Source organism: Kitasatospora sp. NPDC094016 (assembly GCF_040304045.1).
Taxonomy (GTDB): Bacteria; Actinomycetota; Actinomycetes; order Streptomycetales; family Streptomycetaceae; genus Kitasatospora.
Genome location: NZ_JBEOUK010000005.1, coordinates 12,156 through 32,472, shown reverse-complemented (window position 1 = coordinate 32,472; position 20,317 = coordinate 12,156). Strand labels below are relative to the sequence as shown.

Sequence of the window (20,317 nt, the reverse complement as noted above, 5' to 3'; positions counted from 1 at the left end):
GCTCAGCCGGCCAGGTGGGCGTCGAGCCAGGCCGGGAAGCCGGTGAGGTCCGCCAGCACCACGTCCGCCCCGGCCGCGCGCAGTTCGTCCGCGCTGTACGGGCCGGTGGCCACGCACACCGCGACGGCGTCCGCGCGCCGGGCGCCCCGGATGTCGCCGAGGTGGTCGCCGACGTAGATGCTCGCGCCGTGCTCGCGCAGCGCCTCGCCCTTGGTCTCCGCCCAGAGGTCGCCGACCAGCGCGTCCGCGTGCAGCCCGGCGTGCTCCAGGTGGAGGCGGGCGTTCGGCTCGTACTTGCCGGTGATCACCGCGACCCGGCCGCCGTGGTCGCGGACCGCCTCGACGGCGGCGTGCGCGCCGGGGAGGGCGACGGTCGGAGCGAAGGCGAGGTCGCGGTAGAGCTCGCGGTAGCGGGTGGCGGCGCGCTCCACCTCGGCTTCCGGGAACCAGTTGCGGATCTCGTCCAGCAGCGGCGGGCCGAGCCGGGTGACCACCAGGTCCGCGTCGATGCGGGCGCCGGTCTCGGCCGCGAGCGCCAGGTAGGTGGCGTGGATCCCCGGCCGGGTGTCCAGCAGCGTCATGTCGAGGTCGAAGCCGACGGTGAGCGGGGCGGTGCGGGTCTCGGGCATGCCGCCAGGCTATCCAACGGGCGGTTCGGGGGGCCGAGGCAATTTGCCCCGGCTTCCGACGGGAACTTAGGTTTACCTGAGTTGTCTGCGGAGAGGGCCCATGACCGACACCACCGCGCCACCCGGCGCGCGACGGACAGCGCGCCACCGAATACTGTGGCTCGCCGCCGCGCTGGCCGTCCTGGCCGCCGCGGTGCTGCTGAGCCTGGCGGTCGGCAGCCGCACCATCCCCTTCGGCGACACCCTCGACGCCCTGCTGCACGGCGGCGACACGGCCAACGCCGTCGTCGTCCGCGAGCTGCGGGTGCCGCGCACCGTCGTCGGACTGGCCGTCGGCGCGGCGCTCGGCCTCGCCGGGGCCGTCATGCAGGGGCTCACCCGCAACCCGATCGCCGACCCCGGCATCCTCGGTGTCTCCCAGGGCGCGGCGGCAGGCGTGGTCCTCGCCATCTCCGGCTTCGGCGTCTCCACCCTCACCGGCTACGTCTGGTTCGGCTTCGCGGGCGCCGTGATCGCCACCGTGCTCGTGTACGGCCTGGCCGGGCGCGGCCGGGGCGGGGCCACGCCGATCAAGCTGGCACTGGCCGGTTCGGCGATGTCCGCGTTCATCGCCTCGCTCAACACCATGGTGCTGACGACCGACGCGGCCACCATGGACCAGTTCCGCTTCTGGCACGTCGGCTCGCTCTCCGGGCGGACCTCGGACGTGGCCTGGCAGCTGCTGCCGTTCCTCGCCGTCGGCACCGTGCTGGTGGTCGCGGTGGCCCGCGGCCTGGACGCGCTCGCGCTCGGCGAGGACACCGCCAAGGGCCTCGGCGCCAAGACCGGCCTGGTCCGGGCGGTCGGCGCGCTCGGCGCGACGGTGCTGACCGGCTCGGCCGTCGCGGCCGCCGGGCCGATCGCCTTCGTCGGCCTCGCCGTCCCACACGCGGCGCGGGCCGTCGCCGGCGCGGACCACCGCTGGGTGCTCGCCTTCTCCGCCGTCCTCGGCCCGGCCCTGCTGCTGCTCGCCGACACCCTGGGGCGGGTCCTCTTCCCGCCGTCGGAGGTCCCGGCGGGCGTGATGACGGCGCTCGTCGGCGTCCCGGTCCTGGTCGCGCTGGTGCGCCGCCGGAAGGTGGTCGCGTCATGAGCGCGCAGGGCGTGCGAACCGTCGGGCGCGGCGCCGTCTCCCCGCGCGGGTACACCGTGCTGCGGGCCGGTCGGGCGTCCGTGCTGCTGCACCGCCGGTCGGCGGTGGTGGCGCTGGGCCTGCTGGTCGCGCTGACCGGGACGGTCGTCGCCTCGCTCTGCCTGGGCGAGTCGGCCGTGTCGCCGGTCGACGTGGTGAAGGTGGTGCTCGGGCAGCCGAGCCCGCACGAGCTGGTGGTCGGCGAGTTCCGGCTGCCCCGGGTGGTCGTGGGCCTGCTGGTCGGCACCGCGCTGGGACTGGCCGGGGCGCTGATCCAGACCGTCGCCCGCAATCCGCTGGCCAGCCCCGACGTGGTGGGCGTGACCTGGGGCGCGACCGCCACCGTCGTCGGGCTGATGGCGTACGGCGTGGTCGGCTCGACCGGGCAGGCCCCGTACGCGGCGGTGGCGGGCGGGCTGGTGGCCGGGCTGCTGGTGTACGCGCTGGCGTGGCGGCGCGGCCTGCACGCGCAGCGCTTCGTGCTGATCGGGATCGGGATCAGCGTGGCCCTGTCCTCGCTGACCTCCGTGTTCCTGACCAAGGGCGACGGCTTCCAGGCGCAGGCCGCGAAGGTCTGGATGACGGGCAGCCTGAACGGCGCCGGCTACGACCAGGCCGACTGGCTGGCCTGGGTGCTGCTCGCCGCCGTGCCCGTCGTCCTGTGGGCGGCTCGGGCGCAACGCTCGATCTCCTTCGACGACGCGACGGCCGTCGGTCTGGGCCTGCGGCTGGACCGGATCCGCCTCGGCATGGCGCTGCTGGGCATCGTGCTCGCCTCGTGCGCGGCGGGCGCCGCCGGACCGGTGGACTTCGTGGCGCTGATGGCCCCGCAGATCGCGCTGCGGCTGGTCCGGTCCGCGCAGGTCCCGCTGTTCTGCTCGGCGCTGACGGGCGCGCTGGTGGTCGTACTGGCCGATCTGATCGCCCGGCGGCTGATGGCGCCGACCGAGCTGCCGGTGGGCGTGGTGACCGGCCTGGTCGGCGCGCCGTACTTGATGTGGCTGCTGATCCGTTCCCGTCGTGGAGGTTCCTGATGTCCGCTCACCGTCTCGAGGCCCGGGGCCTCACCCTGGCCTACGAGGCGCGCACGGTCGTCGAGGGCCTGGACGTCGGCATCCCGGACGGGCGGGTGACGGTGATCGTCGGCCCGAACGCCTGCGGCAAGTCGACGCTGCTGCGGGCCCTGGGACGCCTGCTGAAGCCGGTCCGGGGCGCGGTGCTGCTGGACGGCGAGGAGCTGGCGCGGATCCCGACGAAGCGGATCGCCCAGCGGCTGGGCCTGCTGCCGCAGTCGCCGACGGCGCCCGAGGGCATCTCGGTGGCGGACCTGGTCTCGCGGGGCCGCCAGCCGCACCAGAGCTGGTGGCAGCAGTGGTCGCCGGAGGACGAGGCGGCGGTGACGGAGGCGTTGGAGCGGACGTCCACGGCGGAGCTGGCCGAGCGCAGCATGGACGAGCTGTCCGGCGGCCAGCGGCAGCGGGCGTGGATCGCGATGGCGCTGGCGCAGGGCACGGACATCCTGCTGCTGGACGAGCCGACCACCTACCTGGACATCGCGCACCAGGTGGAGGTGCTGGACCTGGTCCGCCGGCTGAACGTCGAACGCGGCCGGACGGTGGTGGCGGTGCTGCACGACCTCAACCAGGCGGCCCGGTACGCGGACCACCTGGTGGCGATGCGGGACGGCCGGGTGGTGGCGCAGGGCGCGCCGACCGAGGTGGTGACGGCCGAACTGGTGCGGGAGGTGTTCGGGCTGGAGTCGGTGGTGGTGCCGGACCCGGTGACGGGTACGCCGTTGGTCGTTCCGGGGGCCCCGTGGGCGGCGGCCGTGGACGCCTGACGACAATTCCTCACCAAACCGGACATAATCGGCGCGCCCCCGAAGCCTCACCGCCCGAGGACCGCCGATGCACCGGATCGCCCGCCGTTCGTTCCTCGCCGGTCTCGGCGGGGCCGCGCTCGCGGCCTGCACGACCGGACGGTCGGCACCGCCGACCGCCGACGGCCTGGGCGCCTCCGCCTCGCCCACCCCGGTACCGCCGGTCACGGTGGACGCGGCCACCGGGCCGGTACTGGTGCCGGGCGAGCCGCTGCGGGTGGTCGTCCTCGACACGGACGTGCTGGACTCGGCGCTGACCCTCGGCATCACCCCGGTGGGCGCCGCGCTGCCGGCCGCCGACATCCGGTTCCCGAGCTACTGGCCGGCCTCCCGGGTCGCCGGGATCCACCGGGTCGGCCTGGCCGGCGCCCCGGACCTGGTCGCGATCCGGGCGCTGCGGCCGGACCTGATCCTCTCCAACCAGGCGCGCGACGGCGACCGCTACGACCAGCTGCGGGAGATCGCGCCGACCGTGCTCACCCAGACCACCGGCGCGCCGTGGAAGGCCGACTTCCAGGTGCACGCCCAGGCGTTGAGCCGGGAGGCCGCGGCGGCGGCCTTCGTCTCCTCGTACCAGCGGCACGCCAACCAGGTGGTGCAGGCCCTGTCGGCGGCGAAGGCGTCCGGCCAGAAGGTCAGCCTGGTGCGGTTCGTGGAGGGCGGCGGGATCCGGCTGTTCGGAAAACAGAGCTTCCCCGGGATCGTGCTGTCGGACGCCCAGGTGGGGCGGCCGGACGCGCAGAACGTCGACCAGTCCGACGTCGAGATCCCGCTCGACCAGATCGCGAAGGCGGACGGCGACCTGCTGCTGTACGCCACCTCCGGCGACCCGAATCTGGCCGGCACCAACGCCGCGCTGGAGAGCCCGGGTTGGCAGGCGCTGGGGGCGGTCAAGGCGCACCGGGCGTTCCCGGTGGACGACCAGCTGTGGTTCCAGGGGATCGGGTACACCGGCGCCAACTTCATGCTGGCCGAACTGCAGCGCTTCCTGGGGGCGTGACCCGCCGCGCGGCGTCGGCGTAGCGGGCCGGGGAGGTACCGACGGCAGCCGTGAAGTCGCGGGTGAGATGGGCCTGATCCGCGTACCCGAGTTCGGCCGCGAGCGCCGCCAGGTCCAACGCGCCGCCCGCGTCGGCGCGTTCGGCGGCCTCGTGGAGGCGGGCGCGGCGCAGCACCCACTTCGGGGAGGCGCCGACGTACTCGGCGAACAGCCGCTGCAGCCGGCGGACGGTGAGGCCCAACTCCCGCGCCAGGTCGTCGACCCGGCACAGGTCGGGGGTGCCGGTGATCCGCTCCACCATCGCGGCGACCTCCTGCGCGACCGGGTCGGGCGCGGGCAGCCGGGGCAGCAGGAAGGCGTCCACGAGGGCGGCCTGGTCCCGCGACCGCTCGCCGAGGACGTCCTCGTCGAGCCGGTCCGCCTCCGGGCCGAAGTAGGCGGCCGCGGGCACCGACCGGTCCGCGAGGGCGGCCACCGGATGCCCGGCGAACGAACGGAACGCGCCCGGCCGGAACTTCACGCCCAGCACGTGCCCGGCGCCCTCCAGGCGGCGGACGAAGAGCGACCGGTCGACCCCGTGGACGCGGGCCCGCGGGGCCTCGAAGACCAGGTGCACGTTCGGGTGGGCGAGCACCTTCTGCTCGTACGGGGGCCGGCCGCGCAGGTCCCAGCGGACCAGCCAGTAGAACTCGACGAAGCGCGCCACGGCGGGGGCGGGCGCGCGCCGCTCCACCCTGACCGCCTCCGCCGCGCGGGCGGGGTGGAGCACGCCGCGTCCGAGACCGGAAGAGTCCATACCGGCCAGGCTAGATCCTGTCCGGCCGGTCTTCCCGGGCCCGCGACGCCGGGGTTCCGGCGCTGGTCGGGGCGGCCGTGCCCTGCCATAAGCTGGCGCGGTGAGTAGTGAACCGGCCCCGCCCGAGGACACCGCCGTCGAGCTGATGCGCGCGATGACGCGGCTGCGGGCACGGCTGCGCACCGAGGCCCCGATCGACGACCTGCCGTGGAACTGGTCGCACCTGACCACCCTGCGCCGCGTCGTGCAGCAGGGTCCGGCAACGGTGACCGAACTCGCCCAGGCCGAGCACGTGCGCCGCCAGTCCATGGCGGAGACCGTGGCCGCGCTGCGGGCCGGCGGCCTGGTCAGCGCCGCCAAGGACCCGAACGACGGGCGCAAGTCCCTCTTCAGTGCGACCCCGGCCGGAGCCGACCTGAGCGAGCGGATCCCGGCGGCGCGGGAGGCGTGGCTGGCCTCGGTGATCGGCTCCACCCTCCGGGCCGGCGAGCGCAAGACGCTCGACCGGGCCGCCGAGATCATGAACCGCCTGGCGGACAGCTAGGGCGTGTCCGGTTCGCCTGCGGTGGCTAGGACTCGGCGAGTCGGCGGTCGCAGACGGTCAGGACGAGGAGGAGGGCGGAGATCGCGACCAGCACCCAGGCGATGGAGTGCAGGCCGGCGTCGCCCACCCGGTCGTGGAAGGCGGTGCCGGTGATCGCCGCCGAGGCGATGGAGCCGAGGTAGCCGAAGGTGCGCAGCAGTCCGGAGGCGGTGCCGACCGTCTCGGCGGGGGCCTCCCGGTAGAGGACCGTCTGGTTGGCCACCGCCCCGGCGCCGGAGGTCAGGCCGAACACCGCGCTGACGGCGACGACCGCCGCCATCGGGGTGCCGCCGCCCACGAACAGCACGGCCACCGCGCCGAGCAGCAGCAGCACCGCGCAGACGATCAACGGCAGCCGCACGCCCGTCCGTCGTGCCACCACCCGGGCGGTCACGGCGCTGAGGACGCCCATCGGCATCAGCGCGAGGCCGGCCTGGTAGGCGGACAGCCCGCGGGCCGCCTCCAGCCACTGGGTGAGCCCGTAGAGGATCACGTACGTCCCCATCAGTGTCAGGCCGTTGCGCACGTAGGTGCGGGTCAGGGCCCCGTTGGAGGCGAGCAGCCGGACGTCGAGGAACGGGTGGGCGGCGCGCAGTTCCCAGCCGACCAGCACGGCGGCGAGGACGAGGGCGGCGGCGAGCGCGGGCCAGTCCCGGCGCGGCAGGGCGGCGAGGAAGACCATCAGGGCGGTCAGCGAGCCCCCGAAGCCCAGCATGCCGGGCAGGTCGAGGCGGGAGGCGAGGGCGCGGGGTGAACCGAGGCGCAGCGGATCGGGGTCCGGCGCGATCCCGACCACGGCCAGGACCAGGGCGACGGCGGCGACCGGAATGTTGATCCAGAAGGCGGTCTGCCAGCCGAACCAGCCCACCAGCAGCCCGCCGAGGGCGGGGCCGACGGCGACGGTGGCGGCGCCGGTGATCGCCAGGCCGCCGAGCACCCCGCGCGGCGGGGTCCGGTGGCCGGCCTGTTCGGCGCGGCGGCGGATCAGCAGCATCGCGGCCGGGTAGCCGGCCGAGGTGCCCGCGCCGATCAGCACCCGGGCCGCGATCAGGGCGGCCATCGAGTGGGCCAGCGTGCCGACGATCCCGGCCGCGAACACCAGCACGATGCCGGCGACGAAGATCCGCCGGGGCCCGAACTCCTCGGCGAGCCGCCCGGCGGCGGGCTGGGCCAGCGCGCTGGTGAGGTACAGGCAGGAGATCAGGACCGCGGTGTCCCCGACGGGGAGGTGCAGGGCGGCCGCGATGGCCACCAGCGCGGTCGCGATGATCGAGCTGTTGACCGGGTTGAGCGAGGCTCCCAGGTACAGCGGGGCCACGAAGCGCGGGCCGAAGGGGTTGCCGGCGGGCGCCGGGGTCGTCTGCCGCGGGGTGCGGGTGTCGCCGGGGAGAGGCATGCCGGGTTCCTTCCGCTTCCTCCGGGACCTCTGCGACGGGGCGGGGCCTGCTGGGGAGATCCCGGCGGAGATAGGCAGGCTGCCTGCTGAACATTAGCAGGCAGCCTGCCCATTTTGAAGGGTTCGCCGCAGTCGGGGCGGGCCGCGGCGAGCCCCGACCCGATGCTCCCGGCCAGAGCGCCGGCCGTCGCGTTTCTTCAAGACCAGGCGGCCCCGACCGGCGCAGGATCGGGGCATGAACGATCACCCGACCCCGGACACCCACCCGCTGCACCCCCTGCTGGCCTGCGCCGCCGCGGCCGCCGCCCGCATCGCCGACGGCGTCCCGGCCGACCACCCGCTGGACGGCCCGACACCCTGCGCGGACTTCGACGCCCGCGCGCTCGTCAACCACTGGGTGCTCTACACCTCGCACGGCCTGGAGCACCGGGCCCGCCGCACCGAACTGCCCGAGGCACTGATCGACCACGACTTCACCGCCGACCCCGGCTGGCCCGCCGCCTACGCGGCCCAGTTGGACCGGGCCGTCGCGGCCTGGGCCGACCCGGCCGTCTGGGAAGGGGACGTCGACCTCGGCGGCTCCCCGGCACCGGCGGCGGGCATCGCCCGGATGCTGATCGCGGAGCTCGTCCTGCACGGCTGGGACGTCGCCCGGGCGACGGGCGGTCCGATCGGGATCGACGAGGAGCTCGCGCAGTTGGTGCTGGAGGTCGTCGAGGAGAACGCCGAGCTGTACCGCCAGTACGGCGGCTTCGCCGCCCCGGTGGCGGTGCCGGACGGCGCCCCGGCACTGGACCGTGCGCTGGCCACCTCCGGGCGCGATCCGCGCTGGAGCGCCTGAACGGCCGAGCCGGACAGTCGGTCGGTCAGGCCCTCAGCCCGCCGCCCGCCGGGACGCGCGGAGCCGGGCGCGGCCTGGCGGGCGGGCGACTTCGAGACGCTGCGGGGGCCGCTGGCGGGCTTCGCCCGCTGAGCGGGTTCCACACCGCGCGGCCCCGGCTACCGTCGCGCCAGCCGGCCGCGAACCGCCCAGGCCGCCGCGCCGAGGGCGAAGCCGTAGACCGCCACCAGGCCGTGCCCGTTGTCCTGGGCGAGCCACATGGCGAGGCCCAGCACCGGGACGCCGACGGCCAGGGCGCGCTCCTTGGGCAGGCGGGTGCGGGCGAGGAACGCGAGGGCCAGGGTGGCGCCGAGGAAGTAGGTGGCGCCGGAGCTGCCGGCGAAGTTGCGGGGGTCGGTGCTGGGGCCGTCGCCGAAGCCGAGCAGGTCGTCGATCCGGCCGGGCAGCAGGATGCCCGCGAGGAAGTAGGCGAGGGTGAGCGGGCCGCCCCAGTACCACTGGGCGAGCGCGGCGACGGCGGCGAGGGTGGCGAGGTTCCACAGGCCGCCGCCGAGGCCGCCGTTCTGCAGGAAGACCGAGGTGAACTCGCGCCACCAGCCGGACTTGGCGGGGTCGGCGTCGAGCGCGTCCATGGCGCCGGACCAGAGCAGTTGGAGCAGCACGCCGCCGACGGCGAGCGCGGTCAGGGCGACCGCCGCCCACGGGATCGACCGCCCCCGCAGCGTGTCCCGGCCGACCGCGCCGAGCCCGCAGTTGACCATCATGACCATCAGCGCGGCCGTGGTCACGTTGAACAGGATCGCCCCCATGACTGCCCCTCCCCCATCACATTCCAACACCGTTCGAAAACCGGGCAGAGCAAAGCTAGCACAGCTTTCGAACGGTGTTGGAAAACGTTGTACGGTGGAGCCATGAAGCTCACCAAGGAGCGCATCGTCGATGCGGGCATGGCCGTCTTCGCGGAGGTCGGCTACCACAACCTGTCCATGCGCCAGGTCGCCGACCGCCTCGACGCCCACGCCGGCAGCCTCTACTACCACGTGCGCGGCAAGGACGAGTTGCTCACCCTGATGGCCGACCGCGTCTGCCGACAGGCCTACGACACCGGCACCGCGGCCCTCGCCGCCCTCCCCCCCGACGCCACCTGGCGGGACCGGGTCGAGGCCCAGGCCGCCACCCTGCGCCACAGCATCCGGCAACACCCCGGCGGCGCACTGCTCCTCGCCGAGAGTCCCGGCGTCCTCAGCTCCGGCGGCCTCTCCCTGATGGAACGCCTGCTGCGCACCCTCCTCGACGCCGGCCTGCCCACCGCCCACTGCGGCATCGCCGCCGACATCCTGCTCAGCCACGTCACCGGCTTCGTCCTCCAGGAACAGAACCAGCCACCGGCCCCACCACCCGTCAGCGCCGAGCTCTACGCCGACCTGTGCGCGCAGTTCCCGCTGGTCATGGGCGAGTTGATCCCCCGGATCGGCCAGGACGAGAAGTTCACCCAGAGCATCCGACTGCTCTGCACCGGCTTCGCCGCCCTCGTCCCGGGCGTCAGCCCTGCTGCGGCGGGCGACGGCGCAGGCTCAACAGCAGCAGCACCACCGCCGACAGCACGGCCGACAGGCGCAGCACGCCCGGGGCCGCCGACCAACTGATCTGACTGAACTGCGCACCGGCCTGCACGCCCGCGCCGCCCTGGGCGCCCGGCTTGGCCTGCATGGCGTGCAGGGTGGCCGCGCTCATCGTGATCAGCGGGATCCCGAGGATGACGAACTTGCGTGTCAGATCGGAGAGTTGACGGGACAGGTAGCCGAGGGCCCAGCCCACCAGCATGGCGGGGAAGAAGCTCATGGCGGCGCCGCCGATCAGCAGCCCGCAGGAGAGCAGGACCAGCAGGGACGGCCGCCGGGCCCCGACGCCCGCGCCCGCACCCGCACTTTCGCCCGCACCGGCACCGGCACCGGCCTGGCCGGCGGGGGCGGCCGGCTGCGCCTTCGCCTTCCCCGCGGCGGCGCCCCTCCCCTTGGCCTTGCGCAGCTTCGTCCCCTTCCCCGAAGCCGCACCCGCACCCGCACCCGCCGAATCGGCAGCCTGCGCGCCCGCCGCACCCGCCGCACCCGCCCCGTCCCCGGCGCGCTGCTCGGGGATCGGCTTCGGCGGGGCCTGCGGCGCGTCCGAGAAGTTGAGCAGCACCAGATCCCAGCCGTTCGCGCCGGAGCTGTACACCTGGGGCGGCGGGATGGCGCCCGGATCGTCCTCGGGCCCGTCGAGACGCGGCTTGTCCAGCTGTACGGGCGGCGCCCCGGCCCCCGGGGTGCGCGGCGTCCGGGGCGGGTCCAGCGGCACCGACGGGGTCCCGCCGCCCGGCGCCGCCGTGTCGTACACGCTGTCCCCGTCGGAGGCACCGGACGGACCGGAGGCGCCGGACGCACCCGAACCGCCCGAACCGCCCCTGTCGCCGGCGGCACCCGACCCGGCAGACCCGTCAGAGGCCCCCGCCCCGCCCCCCGAACGGCCGCTCCACGGCCCGCTCCTGCGCCACCACTCGCCGTCCGTCATCACCGACACCCCGCCTCGCGCCCGTACCCCGGCCCACCGAACCACCCTCGGCCGTGACGCTACCCACCCCGCCCCCGCCCGCGCGAGTCCTGAGGACCGGTCCACCACGGGCCGCCGCACGGACACCCCGCCGTCCGCCCGCCCGACTAACCTAGGTCGAATGACCACACAGCAGGGCCCTCAACGCCAGGGCAGGTCCGCCGCCGGCCCCCGCACCCTCGCCGAGGAGTTGCGCGCCCGCCCCGACGACGCGCTCGCCGCCCTGCTCCGCTCCCGCCCCGACCTGCTCAACCCCGTCCCCGGCGACCTCACCCAGCTGTCCGCCCGGCTCTCCTCCCGCGCCTCGGCGCTGCGCGCCCTGGAGCGCCTGGACCGCTTCACCCTGCAAGTCGCCGAGGCCCTGGCCACCGCCCCGGACGGCACCGGCCTGGCCACCGTCCGCACCCTGCTGACCGGCCCGGCCAAGGTCAAGCCGCACCCCGGCGCGACCCCGCTGACGCCCGCCGACCGGTCCGCCGTCGCCGCCGCCCTCCCCCGGGCGATCGCCACCCTGCGCGACCGGGCGCTGCTCTGGGGCCCGGACAACGGCCTGCGGCTGGTCCTCGCCGTCCGCGAGGCACTCGCCCCGACGGCCGCCAACCCCGGCCGCACCGGCCTCGGCCCGACCCTCTCCGACGCGACCGTCGGCATGTCCCCGGCCCGGCTGCAGCAGCTGCTCGCCTCCGCCGGGCAGCCCGCCACCCCGGACCCGGTCACCGCCGTCGACGCGCTCGCCTCCCTGCTGAACGACCGCGCCCGCTGCGCGGCGCTGCTCGACACCGCCCCCGAGGCCGCGCTGCGGCTACTGGAGCGGCTGGTCTGGGGGCCGCCGACCGGCACCGTCCCGGACGCCACCCGCCCGGTCACCGCCGAGGACGCGCAGAGCCCCGTCGAGTGGCTGCTCGCCCGCGGGCTGCTGCTGCCCAGCGGGCCGGGCAGCGTCGTCCTACCGCGCGAACTGGCCCTGCACCTGCGCGGCGGCCGCACCCACCGCGCCGTCGAGCCGGTCCAGCCCGAGCCCGCCCCGGCCGCCGCCCCGCGCGATCCACAGGCTGTGGACAGCGCGGCGGCCGGCCAGGCCCACACCGCCGTCAAGACCGTCGAGGAACTCCTCGACACCTGGGGCCTCACCCCGCCGCCCACGCTGCGCGCCGGCGGCCTCGGCGTCCGCGACCTCAAGCGCACCGCGCAGGCCCTGGAGACCACCGAGCAGCAGGCCGCCTTCTGGCTCGAACTCGCCTACGCCGCCGGACTGCTGGCCCCCGACGGCGAGGCCGACGAACGCTGGGCCCCGACCCCGGCCTACGACGGCTGGCTCCAGCGGGACACCGCCGAACGCTGGTCCGTCCTCGCCGCCGCCTGGCTCGCCGCCACCCGCGTCCCCGCCCTCACCGGCACCCCGGACGGCAAGGGCAAGCCGCGCGCCGCCCTCGGGCCCGAACTCGACCGCACCCTCGCCCCGTCCGTCCGCCGCGCCACCCTCGCGCTGCTCGCCGAGTTCCCGCCCGGCACCCCCGCCACCGCCGCCGAACTCCTGCCCACCCTGCGCTGGCAGCGCCCGCTGCGCGGCGGCCCGACCGGCCCGGACGGCCACGAGCTGCGCGACGACCTCACCGCCTGGACCCTCGCCGAGGCCGAACTCCTCGGCGTCACCGGCCGCGGCGCCCTCGCCGCCCCCGCCCGTGCCCTGCTCACCGCCGAATCCGACCCGGCCGAGGTGCTCGCCCCGCTGCTGCCGCAGCCGCTCGACCACGTGATCCTGCAACCGGACCTCACCGCGATCGCCCCCGGCCCGCTGCTCACCCCGCTCGCCCAGGCCCTCGCGCTGTGCGCGGACATCGAGTCCAAGGGCGGCGCCACCGTCTACCGCTTCACCCCGGTGTCCGTGCGCCGCGCCCTCGACGCCGGACGCACCGCCGCCGACCTGCGGGCCTTCCTGGAACAGCACTCCCGGACGCCCGTCCCGCAGCCGCTCGCCTACCTGATCGACGACGTCGCCCGCCGGCACGGCATCCTGCGGGTCGGCGCCGCCTCCTCCTACCTGCGCTGCGACGACCCGTCCCTGCTGAACGAGGTCCTCGCCGACCGCCGCTCCGCCGACCTGCGGCTGCGGCTGCTCGCCCCCACCGTCCTCGCCGCCCAGGCCGCCCCGGACGTCCTGCTCGCCGCCCTGCGCACGATGGGCTACGCCCCGGCCGCCGAGTCCGCCGAGGGCGACGTCCTGATCACCCGCCAGGACAGCCACCGCACCCCGCCCCGCACCGCCCCCGCGCCCGTCCCGGACGGCCCGCCGACCCCCGACGACACCCTGCTCGCCGCCGCCATCAAGGCCATCCGGGCCGGCGACCGCGCCGCCACCGTCAACCGCCGGGACTCCGCCCCCGACCCGCGCCGGCTGCCCCGCACCGCCGCCGCCGAGACCCTCGCGGCCCTGCAGACCGCCGTCCTGCTCGGCGAACGGATGTGGATCGGCTACCTCAACGCCGAGGGCATCGCCAGCCAGCGGATCATCGACCCGGTCAAGGTCGAAGGCGGCTTCGTCACCGCCTTCGACCACCACGCCGACGAGCTCCGCACCTTCGCCCTGCACCGCATCACCGGCGTCGCGGAGCTCGACGAGTAACCCCGGCGGCAGGGCCGGGCTCAGTGCCCCTGCGACTCCTTCATCTTCTCCTTGACGGCCTTGTCCGCCAGGCTGCCGATCTCCCCCTGTCCGATCGGCAGCGAGCCGCCGCCGACCTGGTCGGCGATCAGGAATCCGGGCGCTGCGAGCAGCCCGCCGGGCCCCTCCCCGATCCCCGCGAGGGCGTGCGCGGAGCCGGCGGACGAGGCGGTGGCCGCGAAGGCCGTGCCCATCAGGGCGAGAGCGGTGAGAACGCGCTTCGACTTCTTCATGCCCGGCTCAACGAGCGATGCGCACCGTGGTCACCCGGCGCCGCGGCCCGGAGCGCGGGCCCGGTCGCCCGTACGAAGGCAAGGAGCCCGCTCGCGTTCGGAGGGAGCCCGACCACGTTCGCCGCGGAATGCGCGACACTGGAGGGTCTGCGTCAATCCAGCCTGTCAGCCAGTGGAGGGCTTCCCCGCGTGAACGACGGACCGCTCATCGTCCAGAGCGACAAAACTCTTCTCCTGGAGATCGATCACCCCAAGGCCGCCGAGTGCCGCCGCGTCATCGCGCCGTTCGCCGAGTTGGAGCGCGCCCCCGAACACGTGCACACGTACCGGGTGACACCGCTCGGGCTGTGGAACGCGCGGGCGGCGGGGCACGACGCCGAGCAGGTGGTCGACGCCCTGGTGACGTACTCGCGCTACCCGGTGCCGCACGCGCTGCTGGTGGACGTGGCGGACACCATGGGCCGCTACGGGCGGCTCCAGCTGCTCAAGCACCCGACGCACGGACTGGTGCTCGCCACCACCGACCGGCCGGTGCTGGAGGAGGTGCTGCGCTCCAAGAAGATCGCCCCGCTGGTCGGCGCCCGGGTCGACCCGGACACGGTGGTGGTGCACCCCTCCGAGCGCGGCCAGATCAAGCAGGTGCTGCTCAAGCTCGGCTGGCCGGCCGAGGACTTCGCCGGGTACGTGGACGGCGAGGCGCACCCGATCGAGCTGGACGAGGACGGCTGGCGGCTGCGCCCGTACCAGGCGCAGGCCGTCGAGGGCTTCTGGCACGGCGGCTCGGGCGTCGTGGTGCTGCCCTGCGGCGCCGGCAAGACGCTGGTCGGCGCGGCCGCGATGGCGCACGCCAAGTCGACGACGCTGATCCTGGTCACCAACACCGTCTCGGCCCGCCAGTGGAAGCACGAACTGGTCAAGCGCACCTCGCTCACCGAGGAGGAGATCGGCGAGTACAGCGGGACGCGCAAGGAGATCCGCCCGGTCACCATCGCCACCTACCAGGTGATGACCACCAAGCGGAAGGGCGCCTACGCGCACCTGGAGCTGTTCGACGCCCGCAACTGGGGCCTGGTGGTCTACGACGAGGTGCACCTGCTGCCCGCGCCGGTGTTCAAGTTCACCGCCGACCTCCAGGCCCGCCGCCGCCTGGGCCTGACCGCGACGCTGGTGCGCGAGGACGGCCGCGAGGGCGACGTGTTCAGCCTGATCGGGCCCAAGCGCTTCGACGCGCCGTGGAAGGAGATCGAGGCGCAGGGCTACATCGCGCCCGCCGACTGCTGCGAGGTGCGGGTCACCCTGACCGACTCGGAGCGCCTGGCCTACGCCACCGCCGAGCCCGAGGAGCGCTACCGCTTCTGCGCCACCACGGCGACCAAGCGGCGGGTGGTGGAGGCGCTGGTGAAGAAGCACGAGAAGGACCAGACGCTGGTCATCGGCCAGTACATCGACCAGCTGGACGAGCTCGGCGAGGTGCTGGACGCGCCCGTGATCAAGGGCGAGACCAGCAACGCCCAGCGCGAGAAGCTGTTCGAGGCGTTCCGCAACAAGGAGATCGGCGTCCTGGTGGTCTCCAAGGTCGCGAACTTCTCCATCGACCTGCCCGAGGCCACCGTGGCCATCCAGGTCTCCGGGACGTTCGGCTCCCGCCAGGAGGAGGCCCAGCGCCTGGGCCGCGTCCTGCGCCCGAAGGCGGACGGCCACTCGGCGCACTTCTACTCGGTGGTCGCCCGGGACACCGTGGACCAGGACTTCGCCGCCCACCGGCAGCGCTTCCTGGCCGAGCAGGGCTACGCGTACCGCATCATCGACGCGGACGACGTCCTGTAGGACGTACGGCAGGACGTGCGGCAGGACGTGCGGCAGGACACGCCCCGGTACCGGACACCGCCGCGCCCGAGGAGGACCACGCGCGCGGCGGCGCCCGGGGCGGTGCCGCCGCCGCGCACGTCCTGCGGCCCGTACGGGGGCCGGGACCTGCGGGCCCTGGACCTGCGGGGCTGGAACCCCGGGGCGCACGGGTCTAGGATCGTCCGTCTGCCCCCTCCCGAACCGTGGTACCTGCTGAAGTCGCGCAGGCAGCCGGGGGAGGCGTCGACCGCACGGCAACCGGTCGACCGTACCCACCGTGAGCTCCATCGATCCGCTGCGCCCGCTTCCGGCGCAGCCGGGAAGGTTCGCTGTGCCCGCCACCCCCACCACCGACCCCCTCCAGCGCGAACGCGACCACCTGGCCGCGTCCCGGTCCGCGCTGCGAGCGATGCGCGAGGACGTCCAGTCGCTGGACCTGCGCGACGTGACCGGCACCTGGGTGTCCGCCGCCGTCCTCCAGAACCAGATCGAGGCCCGGATCGCCGCCCTCGCCGACCTCTCGCACACCCCGCTGTTCTTCGGCCGCCTGGACTACCTGCACACGATCAGCGAGGAGCTGAGCGAAGGCGGCGGGGGCGAGAACTTCTACATCGGGCGCCGGCACGTCCACGACGCCGACGGCGACCCGATGGTGATCGACTGGCGCGCGCCGGTCTCCCAGCCGTTCTACCGGGCCAGCCGCACCGAGCCGCTGGACGTCGAACGCCGCCGCCGCTTCGGCTACACCGGCGGTGAGCTCACCGCCTACGAGGACGAGCACCTGAGCGACCCGGCGGAGGCGGACACCGCCTCCGCCCTGCTCGCCGCCGAGATCGAGAAGCCCCGCGTCGGCCCGATGCGCGACATCGTCGCCACCATCCAGCCCGAGCAGGACGAGATCGTCCGCTCCGACGTGACGGGCACCATCTGCGTCCAGGGCGCCCCCGGCACCGGGAAGACGGCCGTGGGCCTGCACCGCGTCGCGTACCTGCTGTACGCGCACCGCGAGCGCCTCGCCCGGACGGGCACGCTGGTGATCGGGCCGAACAACGCCTTCCTCTCCTACATCGAGCAGGTGCTCCCGGCCCTGGGCGAGCTGGACGTCAACCAGGCGACCGTGCAGCAGCTGGTCGGGCACGTCGAGGTGCGCGGCGAGGACGACCCGCAGGCCGCCCGGCTGAAGGGCGACGCCCGGATGGCCGAGGTGCTGCGCCGGGCGGTACGTGCGGGCATCACGCTGCCCACCGAACCCTGCGTGGTGGTCCGCGGCTCCCGCCGCTGGCGCGTCCAGGTGCACGAACTCACCGCGATCATCGAGGAGCTGAAGGGCCGCGACGTGCGCTACGGCGCCGCCAGGGACGCCCTGCCGCAGCGGATCGCGCACACCGTGCTGCTGAAGATGGAACAGTCCGGCGAGGCCCCCGACGACCGGGTGCAGGACGCGGTGGCCCGCAACGCCGCGGTCAAGGCGGTGGCCAAGGAGTGCTGGCCGGCCGTCGACCCGGCGAAGCTGGTGCTGCGGCTGCTCTCCGACCCGGAGTTCCTGGCCGCCTGCGCGGAGGGCGTGCTGACCCCGGAGGAGCAGCAGGCGGTGCTGTGGCCCAAGCCGGGCCGCTCGGTGAAGACGGCCCGCTGGACGCAGGCCGACGCCGTCCTGGTCGACGAGGCGACGGACCTGGTGCAGCGCACCCCCTCGCTCGGGCACGTGGTGCTGGACGAGGCGCAGGACCTCTCCCCGATGCAGTACAGAGCGGTCGGCCGCCGCTGCACGACCGGCTCGGCGACCGTCCTCGGCGACCTCGCCCAGGGCACCACCCCGTGGGCGACGGCGAGCTGGCCGGACGCGCTGCGCCACCTGGGCAAGCCGGACGCCCACGTCGAGGAGCTGACCAAGGGCTTCCGGGTGCCGGAGGAGGTCATCGCGTACGCCTCCCGGCTGCTCCCGGCGATCGCCCCGGGCCTGGCCCCGGCGACCTCCGTCCGCGACGCCCCCGGCTCGCTGACGATCCGCCGCCTCCCGGACGCGGAGGCCGCGCCCGCCGTCGTGGCGGCCTGCCGCGAGGCGCTGGAGCACGAGGGCTCGACCGGGCTGATCGCCGCCGACGCCCGGATCCCGATGCTCGCCGAGGCGCTGACCGCGGCCGGCCTGCCGTACCTGTCCCCCGGCGCCGAGACCAGCGCCGAGGCCCGGCTGACGCTCGTACCGGCCTCGCTGGCCAAGGGCCTGGAGTACGACTACGTGGTGCTGGACGAGCCGGCCGCGGTGATCGCGGGCGAGCCGGACGAGCGGACCGGCCTGCGGCGGCTGTACGTGGCGCTCACCCGTGCCGTCTCCGGCCTGACGGTGCTGCACGGCGAGCCGCTGCCCGCGCAGCTGCGCTGAGGAACCGAGCAGCGGGGGCCGGCCCCACCGGGACCGGCCCCCGCCCTCCGCGCGCGCTCAGGCGTCGATCCGGGCCCGCCACTCGGCGACCTTGGCCGCGTCCACCGGCGTCCGCCAGCCGTCGACCCGCACCGCGCCGCCGACGTGGAAGCCGTCGAAGCCCTCGGCCCGCAGCCCCTTCAGGTGTTCGGCCCGCAGGCCGCCGCCGATCAGGATCCGCTGCCCGTACCCGGGCTCGCCCGCGCGGGCCAGCTCCGCCAGCAGCACCTCGTACCCGGCGTCGACGCCGGCGGGCGCGCCCGAGGTGAGGAAGGTGTCCAGCCCGGGCAGCGCGCCGACGGCGGTCCGCAGGGCGGCCCGGTCGGTGCTGTGGTCGATCGCCCGGTGGAAGGTCCAGCGGCAGCCGGCCACCGCTTCGGCGACGGCGGCGGTGGCGGCCAGGTCGACGGCGCCGTCGGCGTGGAGGAAGCCGAAGACGAACTCGTCGGCGCCCTCGGCCCGCAACGCGGCGGCCCGGGCGGCCAGTTCGTCCAGGTCGCCGGGCGCGAAGCCGTCCCGGATCCGGAGCATGACGCGCAGCGGGATGTCGACGGCGGCCCGGATCCGGGCGAAGTCCTCGACGGACGGGGTGAGCCCGTCCGCGGCCATGTCGGTGACCAGTTCGAGCCGGTCGGCGCCGCCCGACTCGGCAGCCTGGGCGTCCTGGGGCGTCAGCGCGATGACTTCGAAAATTGGTCTAGACATATCAGTAGGTTGCCACATCCGGCCGGGCCCGGCGAGCACTTCGCCCCACCCCCCGGGTCACGCCAGGCTGCGGCCCTTCCCGGAGTCCCCGCCGAGCCATCCGCCGAACCGCCCGCCGGGCCCGTCGCCGGCCCCGATCCGGCGCATCGCCACCGCGGCCGCCACCAGGAGCAGCAGCACCGGCGCCGCCATCGGCAGCACGTGCCAGAACCCGCGGCCCTCGCGCCAGATGTTGAACAGGCCCGCGAACATCGTCAGCGACAGCACCGCGACCCCGACGGCGGCCGGCAGCACCCGGCCGCGCAGCGCGGTGAAGGTCAGCAGCAGCGGCCCGATCAGCAGCAGCGCGAACCACTGCATGTCCAGCGGGAAGGTGGAGTCGCCCCAGTGCTGGAGCGCCACCAGCAGCCCGCCCCCGAGGACCGAGGCCAGCGCCAGCCCGCCGGAACGCCAGGAGGCCCTGGGCAGCAACTCCGTCGGCGCCGCGGCCAGCACCAGCGCCCCCAGCACGAACGGCATGGTGGCCACGCTGCTGTCCCCCACCCCCCAGAGGTCGAACTCCGGCGGCAGCACGACGGCCTGCGCCAGCACGAACAGCGCGGAGACGGCCTGGACCAGCGAGATGGCCCGCACCGCCGTCCAGCGCCCCATCACGACGGCTGCCGCGAGCAGCAGCGCGATCACCGGCGGCGCGATGGTCAGCGCGTACGTGCTGTACGAGGTGTCCCAGGTCAGCCGGTGGGCGGCCCGCTCCGCGTCGCTCACCCACGGCACCAGCGCCGCACCGGCCAGCGCCCCGGCGACCATCGGTGCGGCCAGCGCGAGCACCCGCCCGGCCAGCGAGGAGCCGGTCAGCCCGAGCCGCACCCGCAGCCCGTACGCGGCCAGGTCGAACGCCTCGCGGGCGACGGCCGAGCGGCCCGCCTCCGCCGTGGTGTCGGCGAACACCGCGGCCAGTTCCTCGCCGCGCTCCCGGCGGTAGCGCGGCGGGTAGAACTGCAGCGCCGCCCGCAGCACGGTCGACGGCGTCCCGATCGTCGGCGTGGTCATCGTCATGCGAAGAACCCCCTCATCGTCGACTTCCCCTCCGGCTCCGGCTTGCCCTGCAGCGCCGACAGGACGTTCGCGAGACGGCGCTCCGCCTCGGTGGCGACGGCCCGCAGCCGCTCCGCCTCGGAGGCCAGCGCCTCCCGGCCGACGCTGGTCAGCGCGTAGCTGCGCCGCGCCCGCCCGTCCACGACCTCCTCCGCGGCGACCTCGATCAGCCCCTGCTGGAGCAGCCGGTCGAGGGCGCCGTACAGGGTGCCGGTGCGCATCTTGACCCGGCCCTCGGAGATGGCGGCGATCTCCTGGATGAGGGCGTAGCCGTGTCTCGGGGCGTCCGCCAGGGCGGTGAGCAGCAGCAGCGTCGGCTCCTGCATCGAGCGTTCAGTCATACGACTACATATATCGTCAACCTACCTATAGGTCCAGTACCCCCGCCGCCCGGTCCACGGCGCGGACCACGAGCGGGCCGGGCGCGGACCGGGTGCGAGCCGGGAGCGGACAGGCGCGGGCCAGGAG

19 protein-coding genes are annotated in these 20,317 nt (G+C 75.1%); 10 read left to right on the top strand and 9 right to left on the bottom strand.

Annotation, left to right across the window (positions count from 1 at the left end; translation table 11 throughout):
• Positions 1-2: 2 nt before the first annotated feature.
• A complete protein-coding gene (locus ABT015_RS06745; protein WP_350877478.1) occupies positions 3-629 on the bottom strand; it encodes an HAD family hydrolase in 627 nt (208 codons plus the stop codon).
• Positions 630-729: 100 nt separating this feature from the next.
• Between ABT015_RS06745 and ABT015_RS06740 the strand changes: the two genes are divergently transcribed.
• The 4 genes from ABT015_RS06740 (at position 730) to ABT015_RS06725 (ending at position 4,679) form a co-directional block, all read left to right on the top strand.
• On the top strand, positions 730-1,761 hold the full coding sequence (locus ABT015_RS06740; RefSeq protein WP_350877476.1) for a FecCD family ABC transporter permease: 1,032 nt from the start codon (positions 730-732) through the stop codon (positions 1,759-1,761).
• Positions 1,758-2,834, top strand: coding sequence for a FecCD family ABC transporter permease (locus tag ABT015_RS06735; RefSeq protein WP_350877474.1), 1,077 nt, complete (start codon positions 1,758-1,760; stop codon positions 2,832-2,834). The genes ABT015_RS06740 and ABT015_RS06735 overlap by 4 nt, the downstream gene beginning before the upstream one ends.
• The gene (locus ABT015_RS06730) at positions 2,834-3,640 is read left to right on the top strand and encodes an ABC transporter ATP-binding protein (RefSeq protein ID WP_063348212.1); all 807 of its coding nucleotides are present in this window, start codon (positions 2,834-2,836) and stop codon (positions 3,638-3,640) included. Before ABT015_RS06735 ends, ABT015_RS06730 begins: the two co-directional genes overlap by 1 nt.
• A gap of 67 nt (positions 3,641-3,707) precedes the next feature.
• The gene (locus tag ABT015_RS06725; protein WP_350877471.1) at positions 3,708-4,679 is read left to right on the top strand and encodes an ABC transporter substrate-binding protein; all 972 of its coding nucleotides are present in this window, start codon (positions 3,708-3,710) and stop codon (positions 4,677-4,679) included.
• Here ABT015_RS06725 and ABT015_RS06720 read toward each other — a convergent pair.
• Positions 4,642-5,475, bottom strand: coding sequence for an AraC family transcriptional regulator (locus ABT015_RS06720; RefSeq protein ID WP_350877469.1), 834 nt, complete (start codon positions 5,473-5,475; stop codon positions 4,642-4,644). The genes ABT015_RS06725 and ABT015_RS06720 overlap by 38 nt on opposite strands.
• Positions 5,476-5,575: 100 nt before the next feature.
• Between ABT015_RS06720 and ABT015_RS06715 the strand changes: the two genes are divergently transcribed.
• A complete protein-coding gene (locus ABT015_RS06715; protein ID WP_350877467.1) occupies positions 5,576-6,019 on the top strand; it encodes a MarR family winged helix-turn-helix transcriptional regulator in 444 nt (147 codons plus the stop codon).
• Positions 6,020-6,044: 25 nt separating this feature from the next.
• Here ABT015_RS06715 and ABT015_RS06710 read toward each other — a convergent pair whose 3' ends face one another.
• Positions 6,045-7,454 (bottom strand): MFS transporter, encoded by a 1,410-nt coding sequence (locus ABT015_RS06710; RefSeq protein ID WP_350877465.1) that lies wholly within the window; start codon positions 7,452-7,454, stop codon positions 6,045-6,047.
• A gap of 235 nt (positions 7,455-7,689) precedes the next feature.
• Here ABT015_RS06710 and ABT015_RS06705 point away from each other — a divergent pair, with 235 nt between their 5' ends.
• Complete coding sequence (locus tag ABT015_RS06705; protein ID WP_350877463.1) at positions 7,690-8,295, top strand: TIGR03086 family metal-binding protein; 606 nt, start codon at positions 7,690-7,692, stop codon at positions 8,293-8,295.
• Between the two features lie 158 nt (positions 8,296-8,453).
• On the opposite strand, the gene ABT015_RS06700 is transcribed toward ABT015_RS06705, so the two are convergent.
• Positions 8,454-9,104: a hypothetical protein gene (locus tag ABT015_RS06700; protein WP_350877461.1), complete on the bottom strand. Its 651-nt coding sequence runs from the start codon at positions 9,102-9,104 to the stop codon at positions 8,454-8,456.
• A gap of 102 nt (positions 9,105-9,206) precedes the next feature.
• Here ABT015_RS06700 and ABT015_RS06695 point away from each other — a divergent pair, with 102 nt between their 5' ends.
• Positions 9,207-9,941 (top strand): TetR/AcrR family transcriptional regulator, encoded by a 735-nt coding sequence (locus tag ABT015_RS06695; RefSeq protein WP_350877459.1) that lies wholly within the window; start codon positions 9,207-9,209, stop codon positions 9,939-9,941.
• Here ABT015_RS06695 and ABT015_RS06690 read toward each other — a convergent pair.
• A complete protein-coding gene (locus ABT015_RS06690; RefSeq protein ID WP_350877457.1) occupies positions 9,838-10,671 on the bottom strand; it encodes a hypothetical protein in 834 nt (277 codons plus the stop codon). The two genes, ABT015_RS06695 and ABT015_RS06690, sit on opposite strands and share 104 nt — an antisense overlap.
• A gap of 334 nt (positions 10,672-11,005) precedes the next feature.
• Between ABT015_RS06690 and ABT015_RS06685 the strand changes: the two genes are divergently transcribed.
• On the top strand, positions 11,006-13,507 hold the full coding sequence (locus ABT015_RS06685; protein WP_350877455.1) for a helicase-associated domain-containing protein: 2,502 nt from the start codon (positions 11,006-11,008) through the stop codon (positions 13,505-13,507).
• Between the two features lie 20 nt (positions 13,508-13,527).
• Here ABT015_RS06685 and ABT015_RS06680 read toward each other — a convergent pair whose 3' ends face one another.
• The gene (locus ABT015_RS06680) at positions 13,528-13,779 is read right to left on the bottom strand and encodes a hypothetical protein (protein ID WP_350877453.1); all 252 of its coding nucleotides are present in this window, start codon (positions 13,777-13,779) and stop codon (positions 13,528-13,530) included.
• Between the two features lie 189 nt (positions 13,780-13,968).
• On the opposite strand from ABT015_RS06680, the gene ABT015_RS06675 reads away from it, so the two are divergent.
• Both ABT015_RS06675 and ABT015_RS06670 read left to right on the top strand, forming a co-directional pair.
• A complete protein-coding gene (locus ABT015_RS06675; RefSeq protein ID WP_063348223.1) occupies positions 13,969-15,606 on the top strand; it encodes a DNA repair helicase XPB in 1,638 nt (545 codons plus the stop codon).
• A gap of 316 nt (positions 15,607-15,922) precedes the next feature.
• Positions 15,923-18,010 (top strand): HelD family protein, encoded by a 2,088-nt coding sequence (locus ABT015_RS06670; protein WP_502897274.1) that lies wholly within the window; start codon positions 15,923-15,925, stop codon positions 18,008-18,010.
• Positions 18,011-18,067: 57 nt separating this feature from the next.
• Here ABT015_RS06670 and ABT015_RS06665 read toward each other — a convergent pair whose 3' ends face one another.
• Genes ABT015_RS06665 through ABT015_RS06655 form a run of 3 tightly spaced genes read right to left on the bottom strand, consistent with a single transcriptional unit; the run spans position 18,068 to position 20,190 of the window.
• Positions 18,068-18,754, bottom strand: coding sequence for a copper homeostasis protein CutC (locus ABT015_RS06665; protein WP_350877450.1), 687 nt, complete (start codon positions 18,752-18,754; stop codon positions 18,068-18,070).
• A gap of 57 nt (positions 18,755-18,811) precedes the next feature.
• On the bottom strand, positions 18,812-19,810 hold the full coding sequence (locus ABT015_RS06660) for a hypothetical protein (RefSeq protein WP_350877448.1): 999 nt from the start codon (positions 19,808-19,810) through the stop codon (positions 18,812-18,814).
• Positions 19,807-20,190: a PadR family transcriptional regulator gene (locus tag ABT015_RS06655; RefSeq protein ID WP_350877446.1), complete on the bottom strand. Its 384-nt coding sequence runs from the start codon at positions 20,188-20,190 to the stop codon at positions 19,807-19,809. Before ABT015_RS06655 ends, ABT015_RS06660 begins: the two co-directional genes overlap by 4 nt.
• Positions 20,191-20,317: the final 127 nt, after the last annotated feature.